Here is an 18,856-nt window from a genome sequence, read left to right as displayed (position 1 = left end):
CCATGACAACCCTGAAAAAAATCGTTATCGCCCCGGATTCATTTAAGGAAAGCCTGAGCGCTATGGATGTCGCGAAGGCTATCGAGGCAGGCTTTCGTGAGATCTACCCGCAGGCCAGCTATGTGCGTCTGCCGATGGCGGACGGCGGCGAGGGCACCGTCGAGGCGATGGTCGCCGCGACGGGCGGACATATTGTGCACGTGCCGGTCACGGCGCCGCTCGGCAACCGGGTGGAGGGCTTCTATGGCGTGCTCGGCGACGGTGAAACCGCGGTAATCGAAATGGCGGCGGCCTCCGGCCTGCATCTGGTGCCGCCCGCGCAGCGCGATCCGCGCATCACGACCAGTTTCGGCACCGGGGAGCTTATCCTCGCGGCACTGGATAGCGGCGTTAAGGCGATAATCATCGGCATCGGCGGCAGCGCCACCAACGACGGCGGCGCGGGCATGATGCAGGCGCTGGGCGCGCGCTTTCTCGATAATCAGCAGCGCGGTCTGGCGCCGGGCGGCGCGGCGCTGGCCGCGCTTGCAAGCGTGGATATGTCCGGTCTCGATCCGCGTCTGGCGCACATCTCTTTCACGGTCGCCTGTGATGTCGATAACCCGCTGTGCGGCGCGAAGGGCGCGTCGGCGATATTCGGGCCGCAGAAGGGCGCGACGCCGGACATGGTGACGCAGCTCGACGCCGCGCTGCGCCGCTTCGGCGCCACGCTCGAAGCGGTAACCGGCAAAAACATCATCAGCGCGCCGGGCGCGGGCGCGGCAGGCGGCATGGGGGCTGCGCTGCTCGGTATGCTCAATGCGCAACTGCGCCCTGGCATTGATATCGTGATTGAAACGCTGGGGCTGGCGCAGGCGGTGCGCGACGCGGATCTGGTTATCACCGGCGAAGGACGGCTCGACAGCCAGAGCATTCACGGTAAAACGCCGGTCGGCGTGGCGCGGGTGGCGAAGCAGTTCCAGCGTCCGGTCGTGGCGATCGCAGGCAGCCTGACGCCCGATTATCAGGTGGTGCACGAGCATGGCATCGACGCCGCGTTCTCGGTGCTCGATCGCATCGTCACGCTGGAGGAGGCGCTGGACGACGCCGCGCGCAACCTGCGCGTGACGGCCCGCAACGTGGCGGCGCTCTGGCAGATGGCGGAGAACCACCGCTAGCGCCTTTTGCTGTTATCGGTTCCGGTGAATTCGTTTTACGTTACAATGATTTTCATTCGCAGCGGTGCGGCTGATGATTTCAGTCGCTCCGCTCGCGCCGGATATCAATGAGGAACCGTGATGCAGTCAGTGAAAAGCGGCGTTTTATTAGTCAATCTCGGCACCCCGCAGGCGCCAACCCCTTCAGCCGTAAAGCGTTATCTGAAACAGTTTTTGAGCGACCGGCGCGTCGTGGATGTGCCGCGTTTTATCTGGTGGCCCCTACTGCGCGGCGTCATTCTGCCGCTGCGTTCGCCGCGCGTGGCGAAACTCTATCAGTCCATCTGGATGGAAGAGGGCTCGCCGCTGATGGTCTACAGCCGTCGTCAGGAGAAAGCCCTGAGCGCGGCGCTCGGCGATGTGCCGGTAGCGCTCGGTATGAGCTACGGTCAGCCGTCGCTCGACAGCGCGGTGCAAAAGCTGCTCGACCAGCATGTTGATCACATCATTGTCCTCGCGCTCTATCCGCAATACTCCTGCTCCACCGTGGCGGCGGTGTGGGACGAGCTGGCGCGTATTACCGCCCGCTACCGTAAACTGCCGTCAATGACGCTTATCCGCGATTACGCCTGCGAGCCGGCCTATATTCGCGCGCTGGCGCAATCGGTACAGCGCTCGTTTGAAAAACATGGCGAGCCGGATCTGCTGCTGCTCTCCTACCACGGCATTCCGCAACGCTACGCCGACGAAGGCGACGACTACCCGCAGCGCTGTCGCGATACGACCCGCGAGTTGGTATCAGCGCTTGGCATCGCGCCGGAAAAAGTGATGATGACGTTCCAGTCGCGCTTTGGCCGCGAGCCGTGGCTCACGCCGTATACCGACGAAACCATGAAAATGCTCGGTGAAAAAGGCGTGAAGCATATTCAGGTGATGTGTCCGGGCTTCTCCTCGGATTGTCTGGAGACGCTGGAGGAGATCGCCGAACAGAACCGGGAAATTTTCATCGAGGCGGGTGGCGAAAAGTATGAATATATTCCGGCGCTTAATGACGAGCCGGCGCATATCGCGATGATGAAGGAACTTGTAGACCGTTACCGTTGATCGCATGCGGGGCGGGGAGTGTGCTACCATTCCCCGCCTGAATAGCCACCTGCACGCAAGACCATGAAATTTCCCGGCAAACGTAAGTCCAAACACTACTTTCCCGTCAGCGATCGCGATCCGCTCCTGCAACAAATTCAACCAGAAAGCGAAGTCAGCACCTCCTGGGTGGTGGGTATCGACCAGACGCTGGTGGATATCGAAGCCCGCGTGGATGACGCGTTTATTGCTCGCTACGGCCTGAGCCTCGGCCATTCGCTGGTCATTGAAGACGATGTCGCCGAAGCGCTGTATCAGGAGCTGGTGCGCGAAAACCTGATAACCCACCAGTTCGCCGGGGGCACCATTGGCAACACCATGCACAACTACTCGGTGCTGGCGGATGACCGCTCGGTGCTGCTGGGTGTGATGTGCAATAACGTGCAGATTGGCAGCTACGCCTATCGTTATCTCTGCAACACCTCAAGCCGTACCGATCTGAACTACCTGCAGGGCGTGGACGGAGCGATTGGCCGCTGCTTCACGCTGATAAGCGAGCAGGGCGAGCGCACGTTCGCCATCAGCCCAGGCCACATGAACCAGCTGCGCCCGGAAAGCATTCCCGAAGCGGTGATCGCAGGCGCGTCGGCGCTGGTGCTGACGTCCTATCTGGTGCGCTGCAAGCCCGGCGAGCCGATGCCGGAAGCGACCATGACCGCCATTGGCTACGCCAAAAAACATAACGTGCCGGTCGTGCTGACGCTTGGCACCAAATATGTGATTGCCGATAACCCGCAGTGGTGGCGCGATTTCCTCAAAGAACACGTATCGATTCTCGCGATGAATGAAGAAGAGGGCGAGGCGCTGACTGGCGAAAACGATCCGCTGCTGGCGTCCAATAAAGCGCTCGACTGGGTGGATCTGGTGCTCTGTACTGCCGGTCCGGTGGGGCTCTATATGGCGGGCTTTACCGAAGATGAAGGCAAACGCAAAACCCAGCATCCGTTGTTGCCGGGCGCTATCCCGGAATTCAACCAGTATGAGTTCAGCCGCGCCATGCGCTTTAAAGATTGCGAACAGCCGCTGCGTATTTTCTCCCATATCGCGCCATACATGGGCGGGCCGGAGAAGATAATGAACACCAACGGCGCCGGCGACGGCGCGCTGGCGGCGCTGCTGCATGATATTACCGCCAACAATTATCACCGCACCAACGTGCCGAACTCCAGCAAGCATAAATACACCTGGCTGACCTATTCGTCGCTGGCACAGGTGTGTAAATACGCAAACCGCGTAAGTTATCAGGTGCTTAACCAGCACTCTCCGCGCCTGACGCGCGGCCTGCCGGAGCGCGAGGATAGCCTCGAAGAGGCGTACTGGGAGCGGTAAGTGTAGCCGTAGTGGCGGGGGCGCTTGCGCTTACCCGCCCTACGGGGCTCCGACGTCTGTTTCTGTGTAAGGTGAGTGAGCGCATGCGCACCCACCTTTTTATTGGCGGCGGGAACAGCGGTTTTCTTCTCTTCCCCGTGGGTCAAGGACTGAGCTAAGGGAAATAGGCGAGGCCGTTGAAATCGTTCCGTTCGCCATAACGCCGCGTTTATTTGTGCGTCTTCCTCACGCGAACGTGCAAAGGGGGCTCGCCGCCGCCCCCTTTGCAATCCCGGCTCCCGGCTGAAAATCGCCCCTTCGGGGAAGCCGCGCCTTATTCCCTCTGGCCACGGGTCGGGCATGACAATACGTCCCTGTATTGTCATGCCCTCGCACCGCTTACTCGGCCCATCCCTGGGCCTCGCCCCTTCGGGGCCAACGCTTCGCGTTGTTCAAAAATGCTCCCGGCATTTTTGTCCCTCCGGTGCGTCCCGGCCTGCGGCGAAACGGCGCGCCCGATTTTTTTTAGCCGGAGCAAAACCTTCCACATTGACGCCGTGATGATTTTCTGGGCAGGTAAGCGAAGCGCACCCACCCTGACCAGCCGCCACCGCCTTAACTGTGGCTCAACACCTCCTGCGCCTGCTCGGGTTTATCGAGCATCCGCAGCATCGTGCTCGCGATTTCGCGCTCGCCCATCACGACCTCATTCGCGCCACGTTCGGTGATGTAATCCACCTCGTCGTCATAATGCGCGCGGGCGATGATCTCAATATCCGGACGCTTCTCACGCGCGGTAGCGACGATTTCGCCTGCCTCATAGCCGTTCGGGATTGTCAGTAGCAGCCAGCGCGCGCAGTCGAGGTGCGCCAGCGCCATGGTCTGCTCGTTAGCCGCGTTGCCAAGTACCGCGCGCACGCCACGCTCGCGCAGCGCCTCTACGCGGGCACGCGAGGTCTCTACCACCACCAGCGGAATACCCTCGGCGATAAGCTTCTCGCCAAGCAGGCTGCCGACGCGCCCGTAGCCCACCAGCAGCGCATGATTACAGACATCCACCGGGTTCTGCTGCTCTTCTTCCATCGCCTCTTCAAGCGTCTGCTCCTCCAGTTCGTCGTGGCGCGAAAGAAAGCGCTCCAGCAGAGCAAACATCACCGGGTTAAGCATAATGGAGAGGATAGCGCCCGCCAGCACCAGATTCTGTCCGTCCTGCGGCAGCAGATCCAGCGCCATGCCGAGCCCGGCCAGGATAAACGCAAATTCGCCAATCTGCGCGAGACTGACCGCAATCGTCAGGGCAGTGCGGCGTGAGTGGCCGAACAGCTTCACCAGAATGAAGGCCGCCAGCGACTTACCGAACAGGATAATCAGCAGCGTGCCCAGCACCGCCATCGGCTGCTGCACCAGGATCATCGGGTCGAACAGCATTCCGACCGAGACGAAAAACAGCACCGCGAAAGCGTCGCGCAGCGGCAGCGTATCGTGCGCGGCGCGATGGCTGAGCTCGGATTCATTCAGCACCATCCCCGCGAAAAAGGCGCCGAGCGCAAAGGAGACATCAAACAGCTCCACGGCGCCGAAGGCGATGCCGAGCGCCAGTGCCAGCACGGCAAGCGTAAACAGTTCTCGCGAACCGGTCGCTGCGCTGCGCGCCAGGATCCACGGCACCAGGCGGCGACCCACCAGCATCATCAGCGCGATAAAGGCGATAACTTTGCCAAGGGTGATCCCCATATCGACGCTCAGCGTCGCGAGGCCGAGATTGCCTTTTTCCAGCATGCCGGCGACGGCGGGCAGCAGCACCAGCGTCAGCACCATGACTAAATCTTCGACAATAAGCCAGCCGATGGCGATCTGCCCGCGCTGGCTGTCGATAAGCTGCCGCTCTTCAAGCGCGCGCAGCAGCACCACCGTACTGGCGGTAGAAAGACACAGGCCGAAAACGATACCTGTCATCAACGACCAGTCAAGGAAGGAGGCCAGCCCCATGCCAAGCAGCGTCGCCACGGCTATCTGCAAAATCGCGCCGGGTATGGCGATGGACTTTACCGCCATCAGATCCTTCAGAGAGAAATGCAAACCCACGCCGAACATCAGCAGGATCACGCCAAGCTCCGCCAGCTCCGGGGCGAGCTTCGTATCCGCGACAAAACCGGGCGTGAACGGCCCGGCCACCACGCCCGCCAGCAGGTATCCCACCAGAGGGGAGATGCGCAGCCGGTTGGCGAGCATACCGAGAATAAAGGCCAGAACAAGGCCACCGACAAGTGTGGTGATAAGCGGTGTGGCGTGATGCATTCCGTCTCCTTTCGTTGAATGTGGTACACCGGATGTTTTGCGTCCAACTCGTAACAGTTTATGACAATTTTCGGCAGCGCGGAGGAGAAAATTAGCGAAAACTTTCTGAAATCGTCCATTAAGCGCAAAAAATGCAAAGTGACGACATAACTCAATATTATCTTGAGCAAAGCAAGATGCCATGCGGGTAAATCGTCAAAATAAGGCACGATTCTCCCTGTAAAAAGACCTGTTTTAGACGGAGAAAACAGGCGGCGCTCTTCAATAACGAGAGTTTGGTGTTAAATGGCGGATTTTTGACGGAAAGATGACTGCAAGATGATAGCAATCATAAAGATTGAGTCGGTGACGGCGCTTTTTTGCGGGCCACGGCCTGAAACCCCGCCTGGGGAATAAGGCATAAACTTTGCTTCCTTCTGGCGTGCGGTTTTGAGGAAAGTCGCAAATCTGAAAACAAAGTTGAGTATGTTCGGCAGGCGCTGTAATTTCAGCATTTCACGTTAAGGATAGGGAGAGTTGTCATGGGGTTAGCCAGAAAAGGGTTGGCTGTCGCGCTGCTGGCGGGGCTTAGCCTGCTGAGCGGCGGCGCATCCGCCTGGGAGCAGGATAAAACGTATAACATCACCATTTTGCACACCAACGATCATCACGGTCATTTCTGGCGTAACGAATATGGCGAATATGGGCTGGCGGCGCAAAAAACGCTGGTCGACAGCGTGCGCCGCGAGGTCACGGCCCAGGGCGGCAGCGTGCTGTTGCTCTCTGGCGGTGATATCAACACCGGCGTGCCGGAATCCGATCTCCAGGATGCCGAGCCCGATTTTCGCGGCATGAACCTGATTGGCTATGACGCGATGGCCGTTGGCAACCATGAATTCGATAACCCGCTGAGCGTGCTGCGCCAGCAGCAAAAGTGGGCCAAATTCCCGCTCCTCTCCGCCAATATCTACCAGAAAAGCACCAATGAGCGGCTTTTCAAGCCCTGGGCCATTTTCAAACCGCAGGGCATTAAAATCGCCGTGATTGGGCTTACGACCGACGACACGGCGAAAATCGGCAATCCGGAATTTTTCACTGATATCGAATTTCGCAAGCCTGCCGACGAAGCCAAACTGGTAATTCAGGAGCTGCAGCAGACTGAAAAACCGGATGTGATTATCGCCGCGACCCATATGGGGCATTACGATGACGGCAACCACGGCTCTAACGCGCCGGGCGATGTCGAACTGGCGCGCGCGTTGCCGCCAGGGGCGCTTACCATGATTGTGGGCGGCCACTCGCAGGATCCGGTCTGCATGGCCTCGGAAAATAAAAAGCAGGTCGATTACGTGCCGGGCACCCCGTGCGCGCCGGACCAGCAGAACGGCACCTGGATTGTGCAGGCCCATGAGTGGGGCAAATATGTCGGCCGCGCCGATTTCCAGTTCCGCAACGGCGAAATGAAGCTGGTGCGCTATCAGCTCATTCCTGTCAACCTGAAGAAAAAAGTGACCTGGGATAACGGCGACAGCGAGCGCGTGCTCTACACGCCGCAGATCCCGGAGAACCCGCAGATGCTCTCGCTGCTGACGCCGTATCAGAAAAAGGGCCAGGCGCAGCTGATGGTGAAAATCGGCAGCGTTAACGGGCGTCTTGAGGGCGACCGCAGCAAGGTGCGCTTTGTGCAGACCAGCATGGGCCACTTAATTCTCAACGCCCAGATAGCCCGCACCGGGGCTGATTTCGCGGTGATGAGCGGCGGCGGCATTCGCGATTCCATCGAGGGCGGCGACATTACCTATAAAGATGTGCTCAAGGTACAGCCATTCGGCAACACGCTGGTGTATGTCGATATGACGGGTAAAGAGGTCGTGGAATACCTGACGGCGGTCGCGCAGAAAAAACCGGATTCCGGCGCTTATCCGCAGTTTGCCAACGTGAGCTTTACGGCGTCTGGCGGCACGCTCAATGATGTGAAAATCAAAGGCGAACCGGTCGACCCGGCGAAAACTTACCGTATGGCGACGCTCAGCTTTAACGCTACCGGCGGCGACGGCTATCCGGCCATCGATAAAACGCCAGGCTACGTCAACACCGGTTTTGTGGATGCGGAAGTGCTGAAACAGTACATCCAGCAGAACTCGCCGCTGGATGTAAACGCGTTTGAGCCGAAAGGCGAGGTGAGCTGGCAGTAACTCAGTCGCGACGGGCGATATCGGCGAACTGCGCGCTCAGCAGTTTCGCTACATCCGCCGTCGCCAGTTCGATATCCAGCCCGCGCTTGCCGCCAGAAATATAAATGGCCGGGAAGTCGCGGGCTGGCGCGTCTATCAGCGTCGGCAGGCGCTTTTTCTGCCCAAGCGGGCTGATGCCGCCCACCAGATAGCCGGTGGTGCGCTGCGCTATCATCGGGTCTGCCATTTCCACTTTCTTAGCGCCCAGCGCCTTAGCGACCTTTTTTAAATCGAGTTGTGTCGCAACCGGCGTCACGGCGACCGCCAGCTGTTTCATATCGCCGTTCACCGCCACCAGCAGCGTTTTATAAACCTGCTCTGCATTAAGCCCGAGCTTACGCACCACTTCATCGCCAAAGTTGGTTTCGTTTGGATCGTGCTCATACGTGTGCAGCGTGAAAGGTATTCTATTTTTTTCGAGTAATTTCACGGCGGGCGTCATCTTTCCTTTCCCATTTCTGTGGCCTGTCGGCGCAGCATAGCGCCGTTGATGGCCGAAAAAATTGTATCAGCTTGCTGGATTATATTGGCAGCGTGTATGGATTGCGCGACAATCGCCGCAACCGTTCGCTTCGCGGGCGGCATAACGACAATAATGAAAGTTCCTCTTTGACGGGCCAGTAGCGATACTGGCCTTCTTTTTTAGCGCGCGCGGAACATCGCCGGCAGGTTGTCTTCACCATAGAGATGCAGTGCGCCGACCGCCACCACATAGCGGCCCGGCGGCAGCGTCAACAGATACTGGTGCCACTGCCGGTTACGCTGCTGCATCAGCATATCCCCCAGCTCGGCGCTGAAGGTGTTCGGCAGCGCGACGTTATCCGCTTCCGGCGGGCGCGCCATCCACCAGCCAATCATAATCTGCAACAGGCGCGCGTTGGTTTGCCAGTGGGTCAGGGTATCCTCCAGCAGCGCCAGACCCTCCTGCGGCAAACGGCGCAGCAGCGCTACCTGACTTTGCGCGCCCTCCAGCTCCTTAACCGCTACCTGATGCGTTTCGGCCGCATTTAACAGCTGAAAATCGATCCCGAAATCAGGCCGCAGGCCGAGGCGCTGCGCCTGGTGCGCCTGTAGAATCAACGCCACCTGCCACAGCGGCAGGTCGTCCAGCCGGGAAAGCGGCAGCGCCAGGTCGTCGATGCGCTTTTCAAGCTGGCTGAACAGCGCCTCGTCGAGACGCTCGCGCAGCGGCGGGCAGAGCGGCACATCGCCGAAGGGCGAGGCGTCGCCGCGGATATCGGCTTCGACAATCAGCGCATCGGCGCGCTTTAGTTTTTCCACCAGGCGGGCGGGTAGCGGCGACATATCGGGCGTGCCCATATGGATGCTGCCGACCAGGTGCAGGTAGCGGCCGCCTGGCAGCGTAATATCCACTGCGGGCCACGGATAACCGGGACGCAGGCTGTCAAACCAGGTGCGCAGACGACGTAACAGGCCCATAACCACTTTCCCTGAGTAAAAAAGCCATGCTAACGCGCAGACGTGACGGGTGCAAACGAGAGGGGGCCGGGGGGCAGGTACGTGGAATGCCGTGCGCCATAAAACGCCAGAACAGGTAAGCGAAGCGCACCCGCCATTTCGCGTGTATTCGCAAAAAAGCCCGCCGGAGCGGGCCTGACATTACGGTTTCGGCGTAAAGCGCAGCAGCCGGTTGGCGTTGCTCACGACAGTAATGGATGACAGCGCCATCGCCGCGCCCGCCACTACCGGGTTTAACAGCGTGCCGGTCAGCGGCCACAGGATACCCGCCGCGATGGGGATGCCGAGCGCGTTATAGATAAAGGCACCCAACAGGTTCTGCTTCATATTGCCAAGCGTCGCTTTAGCGATAGCCATCGCGTCGGCGACACCCGTCAGGCTGTGGCGCATCAGCGTGATGGCCGCGGTTTCAATCGCCACGTCGCTGCCGCCGCCCATCGCGATGCCTACTTCCGCCTGGGCCAGCGCCGGGGCGTCGTTGATGCCGTCGCCAACCATCGCCACCTTGCGGCCCGCCTGCTGGAGTTGCTTAATGGCCTGCGCTTTGCCGTCCGGCAGTACGCCTGCGATCACCTCGTCAATACCCGCCTCGCGGGCAATGGCGTTGGCGGTCACGGCGTTATCGCCGGTCAGCATCACCAGCCGGTAGCCTTCGCGATGCAAACGCGCCAGCGCGGCGGCGCTGTCTTCACGCAGCGGATCGCGAATGGCGAACAGCGCCGCCAGCTTACCGTCCACCGCCAGCAGCACCGGCGTGGCGCCGAGGCTCGCCTGACGCTGCGCCTCGTCGCGCAGCGCGTCGGTCGCGATGCCGTTTTCCTCAAGCAGCGCCTGATTGCCGAGCAGCAGCGTTTTACCCTCTGCCGCACCGCTTACGCCCAGCCCGCGCAGCGTTCTGAAACCGCTGATGGCGGGCAGGGAAGCCCCTCCGGCACGCTCGATAATGGCGCGCGCCAGCGGGTGGCTGGAGCCTTGCTCAAGCGCGGCGGCAAGGCGCAGCGCGTCGGCTTCGGTGATTTCGCCAGTAGTGGCGATGGCCGCCACCTGCGGTTTGCCTTCGGTCAGCGTACCGGTTTTATCAAACACCAGCGTATCCACGTCGCTGGCCCGTTGTAGCGCATCCGCGTCGCGCACCAGTACGCCGAACTCCGCCGCGCGCCCGACGCCGGAGATAATCGACATCGGTGTGGCGAGCCCCAGCGCGCATGGGCAGGCGATGATAAGCACCGTAGTGACGATAACCAGCGTATAGACAATCTGCGGTGCGGGGCCTGCGAAGAACCAGACCGCGCCGCTTAGGAGCGCAATCAGTACCACCACCGGCACGAAGACCGCAGAGATGCGATCGGCCAGCTTGCCGATTTCCGGCTTGCTGCTCTGCGCCTGGCGCACCATACGAATAATGCGCGACAGCGTGGTGTGGTTGCCCACCGCGGCGGCGCGAAACAGCACGCTGCCATCCTGCACGACGGTGCCCGCATGTATCGCATCACCCGCCGCTTTTTGCTGCGGCACCGGCTCGCCGGTTAACATCGCTTCGTCAAACCAGCCTTCGCCATCGGTGATGTTGCCATCCACCGGCACGCGATCGCCGGTGGTGAGTCGCAGCGTCATGCCCGGCGTGACCTCCGCCAGCGGCACGCTTTTTTCGCCTTCCGGTGTGACGACGCGCGCGACCGGCGGCGTCAGATCCAGCAGGCGTTCCAGCGCCTTCGACGAACGCTGACGCGCGCGCGCCTCCAGCATATGGCCGAGGTTAATCAGACCGATAATCATGGCGCTGGCTTCGTAATAGAGGTGGCGGGCTTCCATCGGAAAATGCTGCGGCCAAAGGTTAACGCTCATGGAGTAGAGCCACGCCGCGCCGGTGCCGAGCGCGACCAGCGTGTCCATTGTCGCGCTGCGGTTACGCAGGCTTTTCCAGGCGCTGCGATAGAAATGGCCGCCCGCGAAAATCATCACGCCGAGCGTGATAAGGCCGATGACCAGCCAGAGCGACCGGTTGGCATCGGTGACCATCATATTGTCGCCGAACATGCCCCAAATCATCACCGGCACGCCGATGGCGAGCGCCAGCGTCGCCTGCCAGCGAAACCGCTTCATTGCTGCCTGCGCGGTCTGCTGCTGGCGCTCGCGACGTTCGGCGTCATCGTCAATCGCTTCGGCGCCGTAGCCTGCCTTTTCAACCGCCGCAATCAGCTCATCGGCGGACGCGTGGCCCATCACCAGCGCCGTACGCTCCGCCAGGTTGACCCGTGCCTGCGTGACGCCTGCCACCCCCTGAAGGGCGTTCTGAACGCGGCTCACGCAACTGGCGCAGCTCATGCCGTTGATAAGCAGCTGGCGGCTGTCGTCATCAATGGCGATATCGGCTGCCGGAAGCTCAGGTTGCGCCGCTGTCAGTGCTTCCGACGGGGTTGATGACTCTGTCAGCGGGTTAGCCTTTGGGTGTGCGAGCGTCGCGTCGTAGCCGGCCTGTTTGACCGTATCGATAAGCGCCTGCGCAGAGGCGGTGGTGGTCACGCTGGCATGTTCAATGGTGACCTCAGCGTGCTCAACATCCGGGCGTTGCTCCAGGCTCTCTTTCACCCGTTTTACGCAGTGCCCGCAGGAAAGCCCGTCCAGGGCCAGCTCAATGGTGTTCGACATACGTTGTCTCCTCAGTTAACGATCAACCTCAGGTTGACCAGAAAATCGTATTCGTTCTACTGTTATTCAGCGTAAACCTTCCATCAAGGGGAAGGTCAAGGGGGAAACATGAATATCAGCGATGTGGCGAAAAAAACCGGGCTGACCAGCAAAGCGATTCGTTTTTACGAAGAGAAAGGGCTGGTGACGCCGCCGTTGCGCGGGGATAACGGTTACCGGACTTACTCGCAGCGGCATATTGATGAGCTGACGCTGCTGCGTCAGGCGCGTCTGGTGGGGTTTAACCTGGAGGAGTGCCGCGAGCTGGTGCATCTGTTTAACGATCCGGCGCGCCATAGCGCGGATGTAAAAGCGCGCACGCTGCAAAAGGTGGCGGAAATCGAAAGTCATATCGAGAGCCTGCAGGCGATGCGCCAGCAACTGCTTGACCTCGCCGCCGCGTGTCCGGGCGACGACAGCGCCGACTGTCCGATTATTGATAATCTCTCGGGCTGCTGCCACCGGCGCGCCGACGCGTAAGGGTCAGCGCCCGGCGTTAAGCACGAATATTACCGCGCCGCGATACCACGGCGAGGCCGCAAGCTTCGCCTCCTCGGTTTTATTCCACTCGCCGTTCTGCGCGATGCCGATTTTAAAGGGAATGCGCAGCCCCAGCAGGGCGGGCAGATAGCGGGCGTACCCCGGCACGGTATGACGCCCCTGATAGGTCTGCACCACCAGCTCATCCACCGGCAGCGCGTTGAGACGCGCGATGCTGCCGGTCTGCGCCCAGTCGAGCAGCCCCGTGACGCCGAGCGCGAAGCGCGCATCCAGCCGCGCCCGCAGCCGCGTTAAAAACTGGTCGTAGTCGTCGATTCGGTGCGTGGCGGCGTCAAAATCAATCTGTAACCCGGTCACCCGATTCCCCGCCTGCGACCAGCGGGCGGGCAGACGGGCGAGCGTATCGAGCATCTCCTCCGTGAGATCGAGCCGCTCCAGCCTGACGGTGACCCAGATGGCCGGTGCGCGCAGCCGGGCGACGGGCTGACCGAGACGCACGAATGTCGCCTCGCCCCGGCGCGTGACCACTTCCCCCTGGTGCAGATAGATAACCTCGGCCTGACGCAGCGCCGCGGGCGGCCTGACGCCGGACCAGAGCCAGAAGGCCCGGTAGTCGGCGTCATTCGCCCGCGTCGCCTGCGCCCAGGCCCCCGCTGATGCCAGCAGCAGGCTTACCAGTAATATTTGAGCTGCTGCGCCCATGGGCTTCCCGGCCAGTTTTTCTTAAGCTGCCCGAACCAGGCTTTGCGCGTCGCTTTGTCCACCTCTTTACCGCCACAGTCGTTATAGCCTGACGGCGCGTAGCACATCACAGCACGGTAGAGCGCATAGCTTTTATCTTCCGGCTCGGCTTTAGGGTTGGCGATGACCTGCTGGTAATAGTGCTGACGGTTCGGCAGCCCGACCGGGTGTTCGGTGCGGGTCACGGTATCGAGCGTGCTGTTGCCGCCGCTGTCGCCCCACGGGTTGACCTGCGCGCCCGTCAGGCGGAAAAACTCGCCGAGACAGTTCAGCGCATGGCTGTCGTCCGGGTGAGCCGCCAGCGTTTTCGCGGTCTCGTCAAGCGGCATGCAGGCGTAGCCTTTCGCCACATCGTCGCCTTTCCAGTTGAAAATGGTCAGGCTGACGTCACCGTATGCCTTCTCATCCAGCGGTTTGAGATCGCCTGCGAGCGCTTTATCCTGGAGATAATCCTGGTAGCGGCCTTCGGTCAGATGGCGTGTAAGCAGCGTGTGCAGCGCAATCGTGCGCTCTTCGTTATTCATGCCGTGCAGCGCCTGGTGTTTAAGGAGATCCAGCGGCGCTCTGGTTTTCAGCACCAGTGAGCGGTAGCGCAGGCCCGTCACCAGGCTCTGCGGCGCGAAAATCGCCGCCGTTTCGTTGTTCTCAACCAGCGCGGCCGCCAGTTTCATCTGCAACAGCTGCTGTTCAGCGCCCGGTTTGGCGGATTTCAGCAGGCGCTGCCAGTGGTCGCGCGCGGCGGCCCACTGCTTTTGCGCGCCCAGCGCGTCGCCGTACAGCACCTGCTCGCTGAAGGCGAGAATATCGTTCTGCGGCAGGCTGTCGGCAGGCTTGATCGCCGCCACGACGGCCGCGTAATCCTGCTGCTGCCAGAAGAGCCAGGCGTTTTGCAGGTAGTTCCACAGCGGCATCAGCCCCGCTTTTTCATAGATGGGTTTGTAATCGTCGAGCATCTGGCGCGTCACGTGCGGGTTTTTGTCGGCTTTACGTTCATTTTCGCGCAGCCAGCGCAGCGTCTGGGTAAAGGTGAGCAGCGGCGCGTCCGGGCTGCTGATAAACCAGGTGTCGCCGCTGGCGTCTTTGCTTTGCAGTTTGGTGTCATTCTCTAAAAGCAGCGCGCGCAGCGCGTCGGCGTCCGGTGCTGCTTTCAGCGCCTGCTCATAGCGCGGGGCCAGCGAGTCCCAGTCCTGCAGATACCAGTAAATCCGGCGCTGCATACCGCGTGCGGAGTCAGCGTAGTCGCCCTCCGGCCAGGCTTTCAGGTACGCCTCAGAATAAGCGAGCGCCTGGCGCGCGGCGTTTTTGTCAATTTTAGTAGTGTCAAACAGGCCGTAATCGTCGTCCACCGCCGCGACGCTGCTCTGGTTAAGCGCCACGCGCATCAGCATATAGGCGGCGGTCTGCGCCACCCACGGCTGGCTGCTGGCTTTAAGCGCGCTAAAGCGTTCCGTCGCGGCGGGGTAGTCGCCCTGATAAAACGCGCTCGCCGCGCCAAGATATTCATCGAACGCGGCGGCGGCCGATCCCTGCGGCGCGTGGAGGCTCTCTGGCGTGCTGTCAGGTGCCTGATAAATACTCAGACGCGCCTGCGCCAGATGCTGACGCTGCGCGTCGGTCAGCGATTTCTCATTATTCAGCGCGGTCAGAAACGCGATGACGCTCTGAGAATTATTGGAGACAAAACGGTTTTCACGGTCGGCATCGCTGAGCGTCGCGGCGGCCGGGTCGAGATGCATACTGGTCAGCAGCGTTGCCAGCGGGTCCGGCGCATCGCCTGCGGCAGTGCCGGGCGCGGCAGTTTCCGTGACATCTTCTTCGTGATACCCAAAGTGGTAATCGCGAGTGGTGCGCGGGTCGGCGGGCAGCGGATATACCGGCAGCGTGAACTGTTTCTGCTCGCCGATGATGCGCATCAGGTTATCACGGGTATCATTATCTACGTCGAGCCAGGGTTCGCTTTGCAGCACGCAGCCGGATGAGCCCCAGGTACAGTCTTCGATATCAGAAGAAGCCTGCGCGCAGAGCGTGGGCAGCGCGAGAAGGGCGAGGGCGATCCCTGTCAGTCGTGGCGTCATAACGTCATTTCCTTGTGAAAATATTGTAAAAAAACCTGCCCGGATCATGCCCGAACAGGCTTTTATTGAACAGTGGCCTGGCGTGAAAAAGGGTCAGCGCGTCTGGCTTGTCTTTACGCGCAGGCGAATGCCGTCGATAGCGACCACCTCGACCGCCGTGCCCGCCGGTAAATCGCTGTCGGCAACCACCGGCCAGACGCTGTCGCCCACGGTAATCTGGCCGCGCCCGTTAACCAGCGTCTGCGTCAGCGTAAAGCGCTGGCCCACCAGCTGATGGCCGCGCTGGTTCAGCGCGTTGTCAGGGCGCGGCCCGGCCCGGCGGGACAGCCAGCGCCACCACAGCCAGACCGCGACTAACATCAACAGCGCGAAGCTCACGCCCTGCCACTCCCAGCCCATCGGCAGGAGCCAGGCGAGCAGCCCGGTCGCCACCGCCGCCACGCCGCTCCAGAGCAGGAAGCCGTTGCCGCCGAGCATTTCCGCCGCCAGCAGCAGGCCGCCTAAGCAGAGCCAGAAGACGTGAGGGTGAGCGAGGATAAGCGTCATCATGGGCGTTTACGCTCGTTGCCGCTCTCTTTCATCAGCTCGGCGATACCGGCGATCGAACCCATCAGGCTGGACGCGTCAAGCGGCATCATGACGACTTTGCTGTTGCTGGAAGAGCCAATCTGCTGGAGCGCGTCGGTGTATTTCTGCGCCACAAAGTAATTCACCGCCTGAATATCGCCCGCGGCGATCGCTTCCGACACCATCTTCGTGGCGCGCGCTTCGGCTTCCGCCGAACGTTCGCGGGCTTCCGCCTGCAAAAACGCCGACTGGCGGTCGCCTTCCGCTTTGAGGATCTGCGACTGCTTCTCCCCTTCGGCTTTGAGGATCTCCGCCTGGCGCACGCCTTCGGCCTCAAGGATATAGGCGCGTTTGGTACGCTCGGCTTTCATCTGGGCATTCATCGAGGCGATAAGCTCGGCGGGCGGGCGCACGTCACGGATTTCGATACGCGTAACTTTAATGCCCCACGGGTTGGTGGCTTCATCGACGATATGCAGCAGGCGAGTGTTGATACTGTCACGCTGCGAGAGCATTTCGTCGAGTTCCATCGAGCCCAGTACGGTACGGATGTTGGTCATGGTGAGGTTAATGATGGCGAGCTCAAGGTTGCTCACCTCATACGCCGCGCGCGGAGCGTCGATCACCTGAATAAAGCAAACCGCGTCAATCGTGACGTTGGCGTTATCTTTGGAGATAACCTCCTGCGACGGAATATCGAGCACCTGCTCCATCATATTGATTTTACGACCGATACGGTCCATGAACGGTACGACGAGGTTCAGGCCCGGTTGCAGCGTTTTGGTATAGCGGCCAAAGCGCTCCACGGTCCACTGGAAGCCCTGCGGCACGATTTTGACGCCGGCCATAACGATAACCAGCGCGACGAAAATAAGAACGGGGATAATAAACAGCATCAAACCAACCTCCTGTTGTTTGTGATAGCGGTTATTGTACCCCTTGCCAGCGTCGGGCGCAGCGCCCGAATCTGGCAGGGGAAGGTCACGGCGTCCTTGCCGCGTAGCGATCAGTAAAGCAGGGAGTAGAGCTGACGGCGGTATTTCGACGCCAGCGCGTCACCGGTACCCAGCGCGGCCAGGATTTCCTGGAACATTTTACGCGCCTGGCCGTCAGCGGCGCCCAGATCTTTTCTCAAATGTGCGAAAAGCAACTCCAGCGCCTCTTCGTTGCGGCCCACCTGATGCAGTTGCAGCGCGAGCTGGCTTGCGAGCTGCGCGTCATCCGGATTTTCCTCCACCTGCTGTTGCAGCTGCTGGATTTCCGGGGTGTCCGCCGCCTGCTTCAGCAGGTCAATCTGCGCGACCAGGCCCTGATAGCGGGTATCCTGATCCTGCAACGGAATCGCCTTCAGCACCGCTTCGGCGTCATCAGTGCGGTTAAGCGCAATTTGCGTCTGCGCCAGCAGAAGACCGATTTCACTCGACTGATTCGACATCTGCCAGGCCTCTTTGAGCAGCGGCAAAGCGTCGGCATGTTTGCCTTCCTGCATCAGCGCCATCGCCTCCTGGGCTTTCAGCTCTTCCTCACGCGGCAGAACTTTATCCAGCAGCGCGCGGATCGCTTCTTCCGGCTGCGGGCCCTGGAAGCCGTCCACCGGCTGGCCCTGGCTGAACAGGTATACGGTCGGAATAGCGCGCAGGCCGAACTGCGCGGCGATAGCCTGTTCATTGTCGCAGTCTACTTTCGCAAGGATAAACTGGCCCTGATACTGGTTCGCCAGTTTGTCTAGCACCGGCGTCAGCTGCTGGCAGTGCTGGCTGCGATCGGACCAGAAGTAGAACAGCACCGGCACGTTCATGGATTGCTCCAGTACCTGATGCAGGTTCGCTTCGCTGAGGTTGATAATATACTGTTCGGACATGAGTCACTCTCTGTTGTCGATTTCCTTTTTACATGGGGGCAGGGCGCGCGCCTTCAACTTACCCGTGTAAAATTTTGTCCATCATTCGCGTCGGCAGCAGCCGTTTCAGCCAGGCGACGGCGTGGGTCACCAGCGTGACCGGGTAGCGAATGCGCGGGTTCGGGCTCTCAAAAGCATGGCGCACTTTAGCGACCACCGCCTCCGGGCCGAGCGTAAATCGCGCGGCGATGCCAGGGTTTTCCACTGGCTTGTCCGTCTGCGTCTGGTTGACGTTTTCCGTAAAGCGCGTCCGGATGGGGCCGGGTTCAATCAGGCTCACCTTCACGCCGCTGTAGCGCAGCTCCATGCGCAGCGCGTCGGCCCATGCCTCCAGCGCGTATTTGCTGGCGGCGTAGGCGCCGCGGCCGGGTGTGGAAATCAATCCCATCACCGAACTGGTGTTGACGATGCGCCCTTCGCCATGCGGCAGCATCGCGGGCAGCAGCAGCATGGTGAGCTGGTGCGCGCCGAAAAAGTTGGTGGAGAACTGCTGCTCCATCTGCGCGCGGCTGATGGTGGAAAGCGGGCCGTACACGCCATAGCCGCCATTATTAAAAATGCCGTACAGGCGGTTATTCGTCAGGCGGATCACTTCCTGCGCGGCAGCCTCCACGCTCTGCGGCGAATCGAGATCGAGTTCAATGCCGGTAAAGCCCAGCGCGTTCATGCGCGCGACATCTTCCGGCTTGCGGCAGGCCGCGAGGATCTGAAAGCCCTGACGGCGCAACTCATGCGCGCAGGCAAGACCAATACCGCTGGAACATCCTGTAATTAAGAGTGATTTTTGCATAACTTTACCCGCTCAGC

At 60.7% G+C, this 18,856-nt stretch carries 16 protein-coding genes; 5 read left to right on the top strand and 11 right to left on the bottom strand.

Annotated features, from left to right (window positions below):
• Window positions 1-2 precede the first annotated feature (2 nt).
• From BJP61_RS16030 to BJP61_RS16020, 3 genes are all read left to right on the top strand, one after another.
• Window positions 3-1,157, top strand: coding sequence for a glycerate kinase (locus BJP61_RS16030; RefSeq protein WP_038864278.1), 1,155 nt, complete (start codon window positions 3-5; stop codon window positions 1,155-1,157).
• Window positions 1,158-1,277: 120 nt separating this feature from the next.
• Entirely contained in the window at window positions 1,278-2,240 is a 963-nt protein-coding gene (gene hemH, locus BJP61_RS16025) for a ferrochelatase (RefSeq protein WP_075192165.1), read from the top strand.
• 63 nt (window positions 2,241-2,303) lie between these two features.
• The gene (locus BJP61_RS16020) at window positions 2,304-3,608 is read left to right on the top strand and encodes an inosine/guanosine kinase (RefSeq protein WP_075192166.1); all 1,305 of its coding nucleotides are present in this window, start codon (window positions 2,304-2,306) and stop codon (window positions 3,606-3,608) included.
• Between the two features lie 594 nt (window positions 3,609-4,202).
• Here the strand turns inward: BJP61_RS16020 and ybaL are convergent.
• Both ybaL and BJP61_RS16010 read right to left on the bottom strand, forming a co-directional pair.
• Entirely contained in the window at window positions 4,203-5,885 is a 1,683-nt protein-coding gene (ybaL, locus tag BJP61_RS16015) for a YbaL family putative K(+) efflux transporter (RefSeq protein WP_075192168.1), read from the bottom strand.
• A gap of 281 nt (window positions 5,886-6,166) precedes the next feature.
• The gene (locus BJP61_RS16010) at window positions 6,167-6,379 is read right to left on the bottom strand and encodes a hypothetical protein (protein WP_171998684.1); all 213 of its coding nucleotides are present in this window, start codon (window positions 6,377-6,379) and stop codon (window positions 6,167-6,169) included.
• A 27-nt stretch (window positions 6,380-6,406) separates the two neighbouring features.
• Between BJP61_RS16010 and ushA the strand changes: the two genes are divergently transcribed.
• Window positions 6,407-8,059 carry a bifunctional UDP-sugar hydrolase/5'-nucleotidase UshA gene (ushA, locus tag BJP61_RS16005; protein WP_038864269.1) on the top strand — a complete coding sequence of 551 codons (1,653 nt, stop codon included), beginning with the start codon at window positions 6,407-6,409 and terminating at the stop codon, window positions 8,057-8,059.
• Between the two features lies 1 nt (window position 8,060).
• On the opposite strand, the gene ybaK is transcribed toward ushA, so the two are convergent.
• The 3 genes from ybaK to copA all read right to left on the bottom strand — a co-directional run bounded on the left by ybaK (window position 8,061) and on the right by copA (window position 12,226).
• Window positions 8,061-8,540, bottom strand: coding sequence for a Cys-tRNA(Pro)/Cys-tRNA(Cys) deacylase YbaK (gene ybaK / locus BJP61_RS16000; protein WP_171998683.1), 480 nt, complete (start codon window positions 8,538-8,540; stop codon window positions 8,061-8,063).
• A gap of 200 nt (window positions 8,541-8,740) precedes the next feature.
• Complete coding sequence (locus BJP61_RS15995; protein ID WP_171998682.1) at window positions 8,741-9,538, bottom strand: TraB/GumN family protein; 798 nt, start codon at window positions 9,536-9,538, stop codon at window positions 8,741-8,743.
• A 180-nt stretch (window positions 9,539-9,718) separates the two neighbouring features.
• Window positions 9,719-12,226, bottom strand: a complete 2,508-nt coding sequence (gene copA / locus BJP61_RS15990) for a copper-exporting P-type ATPase CopA (protein ID WP_038864265.1) — start codon at window positions 12,224-12,226, stop codon at window positions 9,719-9,721.
• Between the two features lie 108 nt (window positions 12,227-12,334).
• Here copA and cueR point away from each other — a divergent pair, with 108 nt between their 5' ends.
• Window positions 12,335-12,745 (top strand): Cu(I)-responsive transcriptional regulator, encoded by a 411-nt coding sequence (gene cueR, locus BJP61_RS15985; protein WP_038864264.1) that lies wholly within the window; start codon window positions 12,335-12,337, stop codon window positions 12,743-12,745.
• A gap of 3 nt (window positions 12,746-12,748) precedes the next feature.
• Here cueR and BJP61_RS15980 read toward each other — a convergent pair whose 3' ends face one another.
• The 6 genes from BJP61_RS15980 to BJP61_RS15955 all read right to left on the bottom strand — a co-directional run bounded on the left by BJP61_RS15980 (window position 12,749) and on the right by BJP61_RS15955 (window position 18,839).
• On the bottom strand, window positions 12,749-13,468 hold the full coding sequence (locus BJP61_RS15980) for a DUF3142 domain-containing protein (protein WP_171998681.1): 720 nt from the start codon (window positions 13,466-13,468) through the stop codon (window positions 12,749-12,751).
• A complete protein-coding gene (locus BJP61_RS15975) occupies window positions 13,438-15,582 on the bottom strand; it encodes a hypothetical protein (RefSeq protein ID WP_171998680.1) in 2,145 nt (714 codons plus the stop codon). Before BJP61_RS15975 ends, BJP61_RS15980 begins: the two co-directional genes overlap by 31 nt.
• 93 nt (window positions 15,583-15,675) lie before the next feature.
• Window positions 15,676-16,131, bottom strand: a complete 456-nt coding sequence (locus tag BJP61_RS15970; protein WP_075192172.1) for an NfeD family protein — start codon at window positions 16,129-16,131, stop codon at window positions 15,676-15,678.
• Window positions 16,128-17,045 carry an SPFH domain-containing protein gene (locus BJP61_RS15965; protein ID WP_171998679.1) on the bottom strand — a complete coding sequence of 306 codons (918 nt, stop codon included), beginning with the start codon at window positions 17,043-17,045 and terminating at the stop codon, window positions 16,128-16,130. The genes BJP61_RS15970 and BJP61_RS15965 overlap by 4 nt, the downstream gene beginning before the upstream one ends.
• A 110-nt stretch (window positions 17,046-17,155) precedes the next feature.
• Entirely contained in the window at window positions 17,156-18,010 is an 855-nt protein-coding gene (locus BJP61_RS15960; RefSeq protein ID WP_171998678.1) for a co-chaperone YbbN, read from the bottom strand.
• A gap of 58 nt (window positions 18,011-18,068) precedes the next feature.
• Complete coding sequence (locus BJP61_RS15955) at window positions 18,069-18,839, bottom strand: SDR family oxidoreductase (RefSeq protein WP_075192174.1); 771 nt, start codon at window positions 18,837-18,839, stop codon at window positions 18,069-18,071.
• Window positions 18,840-18,856 lie beyond the last annotated feature (17 nt).

The sequence above is a fragment of the Cronobacter sp. JZ38 genome, from assembly GCF_008932145.1.
GTDB classification, from domain to species: Bacteria; Pseudomonadota; Gammaproteobacteria; order Enterobacterales; family Enterobacteriaceae; genus Cronobacter; species Cronobacter muytjensii.
Note: the sequence above shows the minus strand (reverse complement) of the source record. Positions and strands in the feature narration are given on the sequence as shown.

Coding starts and splice junctions, on each gene's coding strand:
- BJP61_RS16030 (WP_038864278.1), top strand. CDS start 3: ATGACAACCCTGAAAAAAATCGTTATCGCCCCGGATTCATTTAAGGAA.
- hemH (WP_075192165.1), top strand. CDS start 1,278: ATGCAGTCAGTGAAAAGCGGCGTTTTATTAGTCAATCTCGGCACCCCG.
- BJP61_RS16020 (WP_075192166.1), top strand. CDS start 2,304: ATGAAATTTCCCGGCAAACGTAAGTCCAAACACTACTTTCCCGTCAGC.
- ybaL (WP_075192168.1), bottom strand. CDS start 5,885: ATGCATCACGCCACACCGCTTATCACCACACTTGTCGGTGGCCTTGTT.
- BJP61_RS16010 (WP_171998684.1), bottom strand. CDS start 6,379: ATGCTGAAATTACAGCGCCTGCCGAACATACTCAACTTTGTTTTCAGA.
- ushA (WP_038864269.1), top strand. CDS start 6,407: ATGGGGTTAGCCAGAAAAGGGTTGGCTGTCGCGCTGCTGGCGGGGCTT.
- ybaK (WP_171998683.1), bottom strand. CDS start 8,540: ATGACGCCCGCCGTGAAATTACTCGAAAAAAATAGAATACCTTTCACG.
- BJP61_RS15995 (WP_171998682.1), bottom strand. CDS start 9,538: ATGGGCCTGTTACGTCGTCTGCGCACCTGGTTTGACAGCCTGCGTCCC.
- copA (WP_038864265.1), bottom strand. CDS start 12,226: ATGTCGAACACCATTGAGCTGGCCCTGGACGGGCTTTCCTGCGGGCAC.
- cueR (WP_038864264.1), top strand. CDS start 12,335: ATGAATATCAGCGATGTGGCGAAAAAAACCGGGCTGACCAGCAAAGCG.
- BJP61_RS15980 (WP_171998681.1), bottom strand. CDS start 13,468: ATGGGCGCAGCAGCTCAAATATTACTGGTAAGCCTGCTGCTGGCATCA.
- BJP61_RS15975 (WP_171998680.1), bottom strand. CDS start 15,582: ATGACGCCACGACTGACAGGGATCGCCCTCGCCCTTCTCGCGCTGCCC.
- BJP61_RS15970 (WP_075192172.1), bottom strand. CDS start 16,131: ATGATGACGCTTATCCTCGCTCACCCTCACGTCTTCTGGCTCTGCTTA.
- BJP61_RS15965 (WP_171998679.1), bottom strand. CDS start 17,045: ATGCTGTTTATTATCCCCGTTCTTATTTTCGTCGCGCTGGTTATCGTT.
- BJP61_RS15960 (WP_171998678.1), bottom strand. CDS start 18,010: ATGTCCGAACAGTATATTATCAACCTCAGCGAAGCGAACCTGCATCAG.
- BJP61_RS15955 (WP_075192174.1), bottom strand. CDS start 18,839: ATGCAAAAATCACTCTTAATTACAGGATGTTCCAGCGGTATTGGTCTT.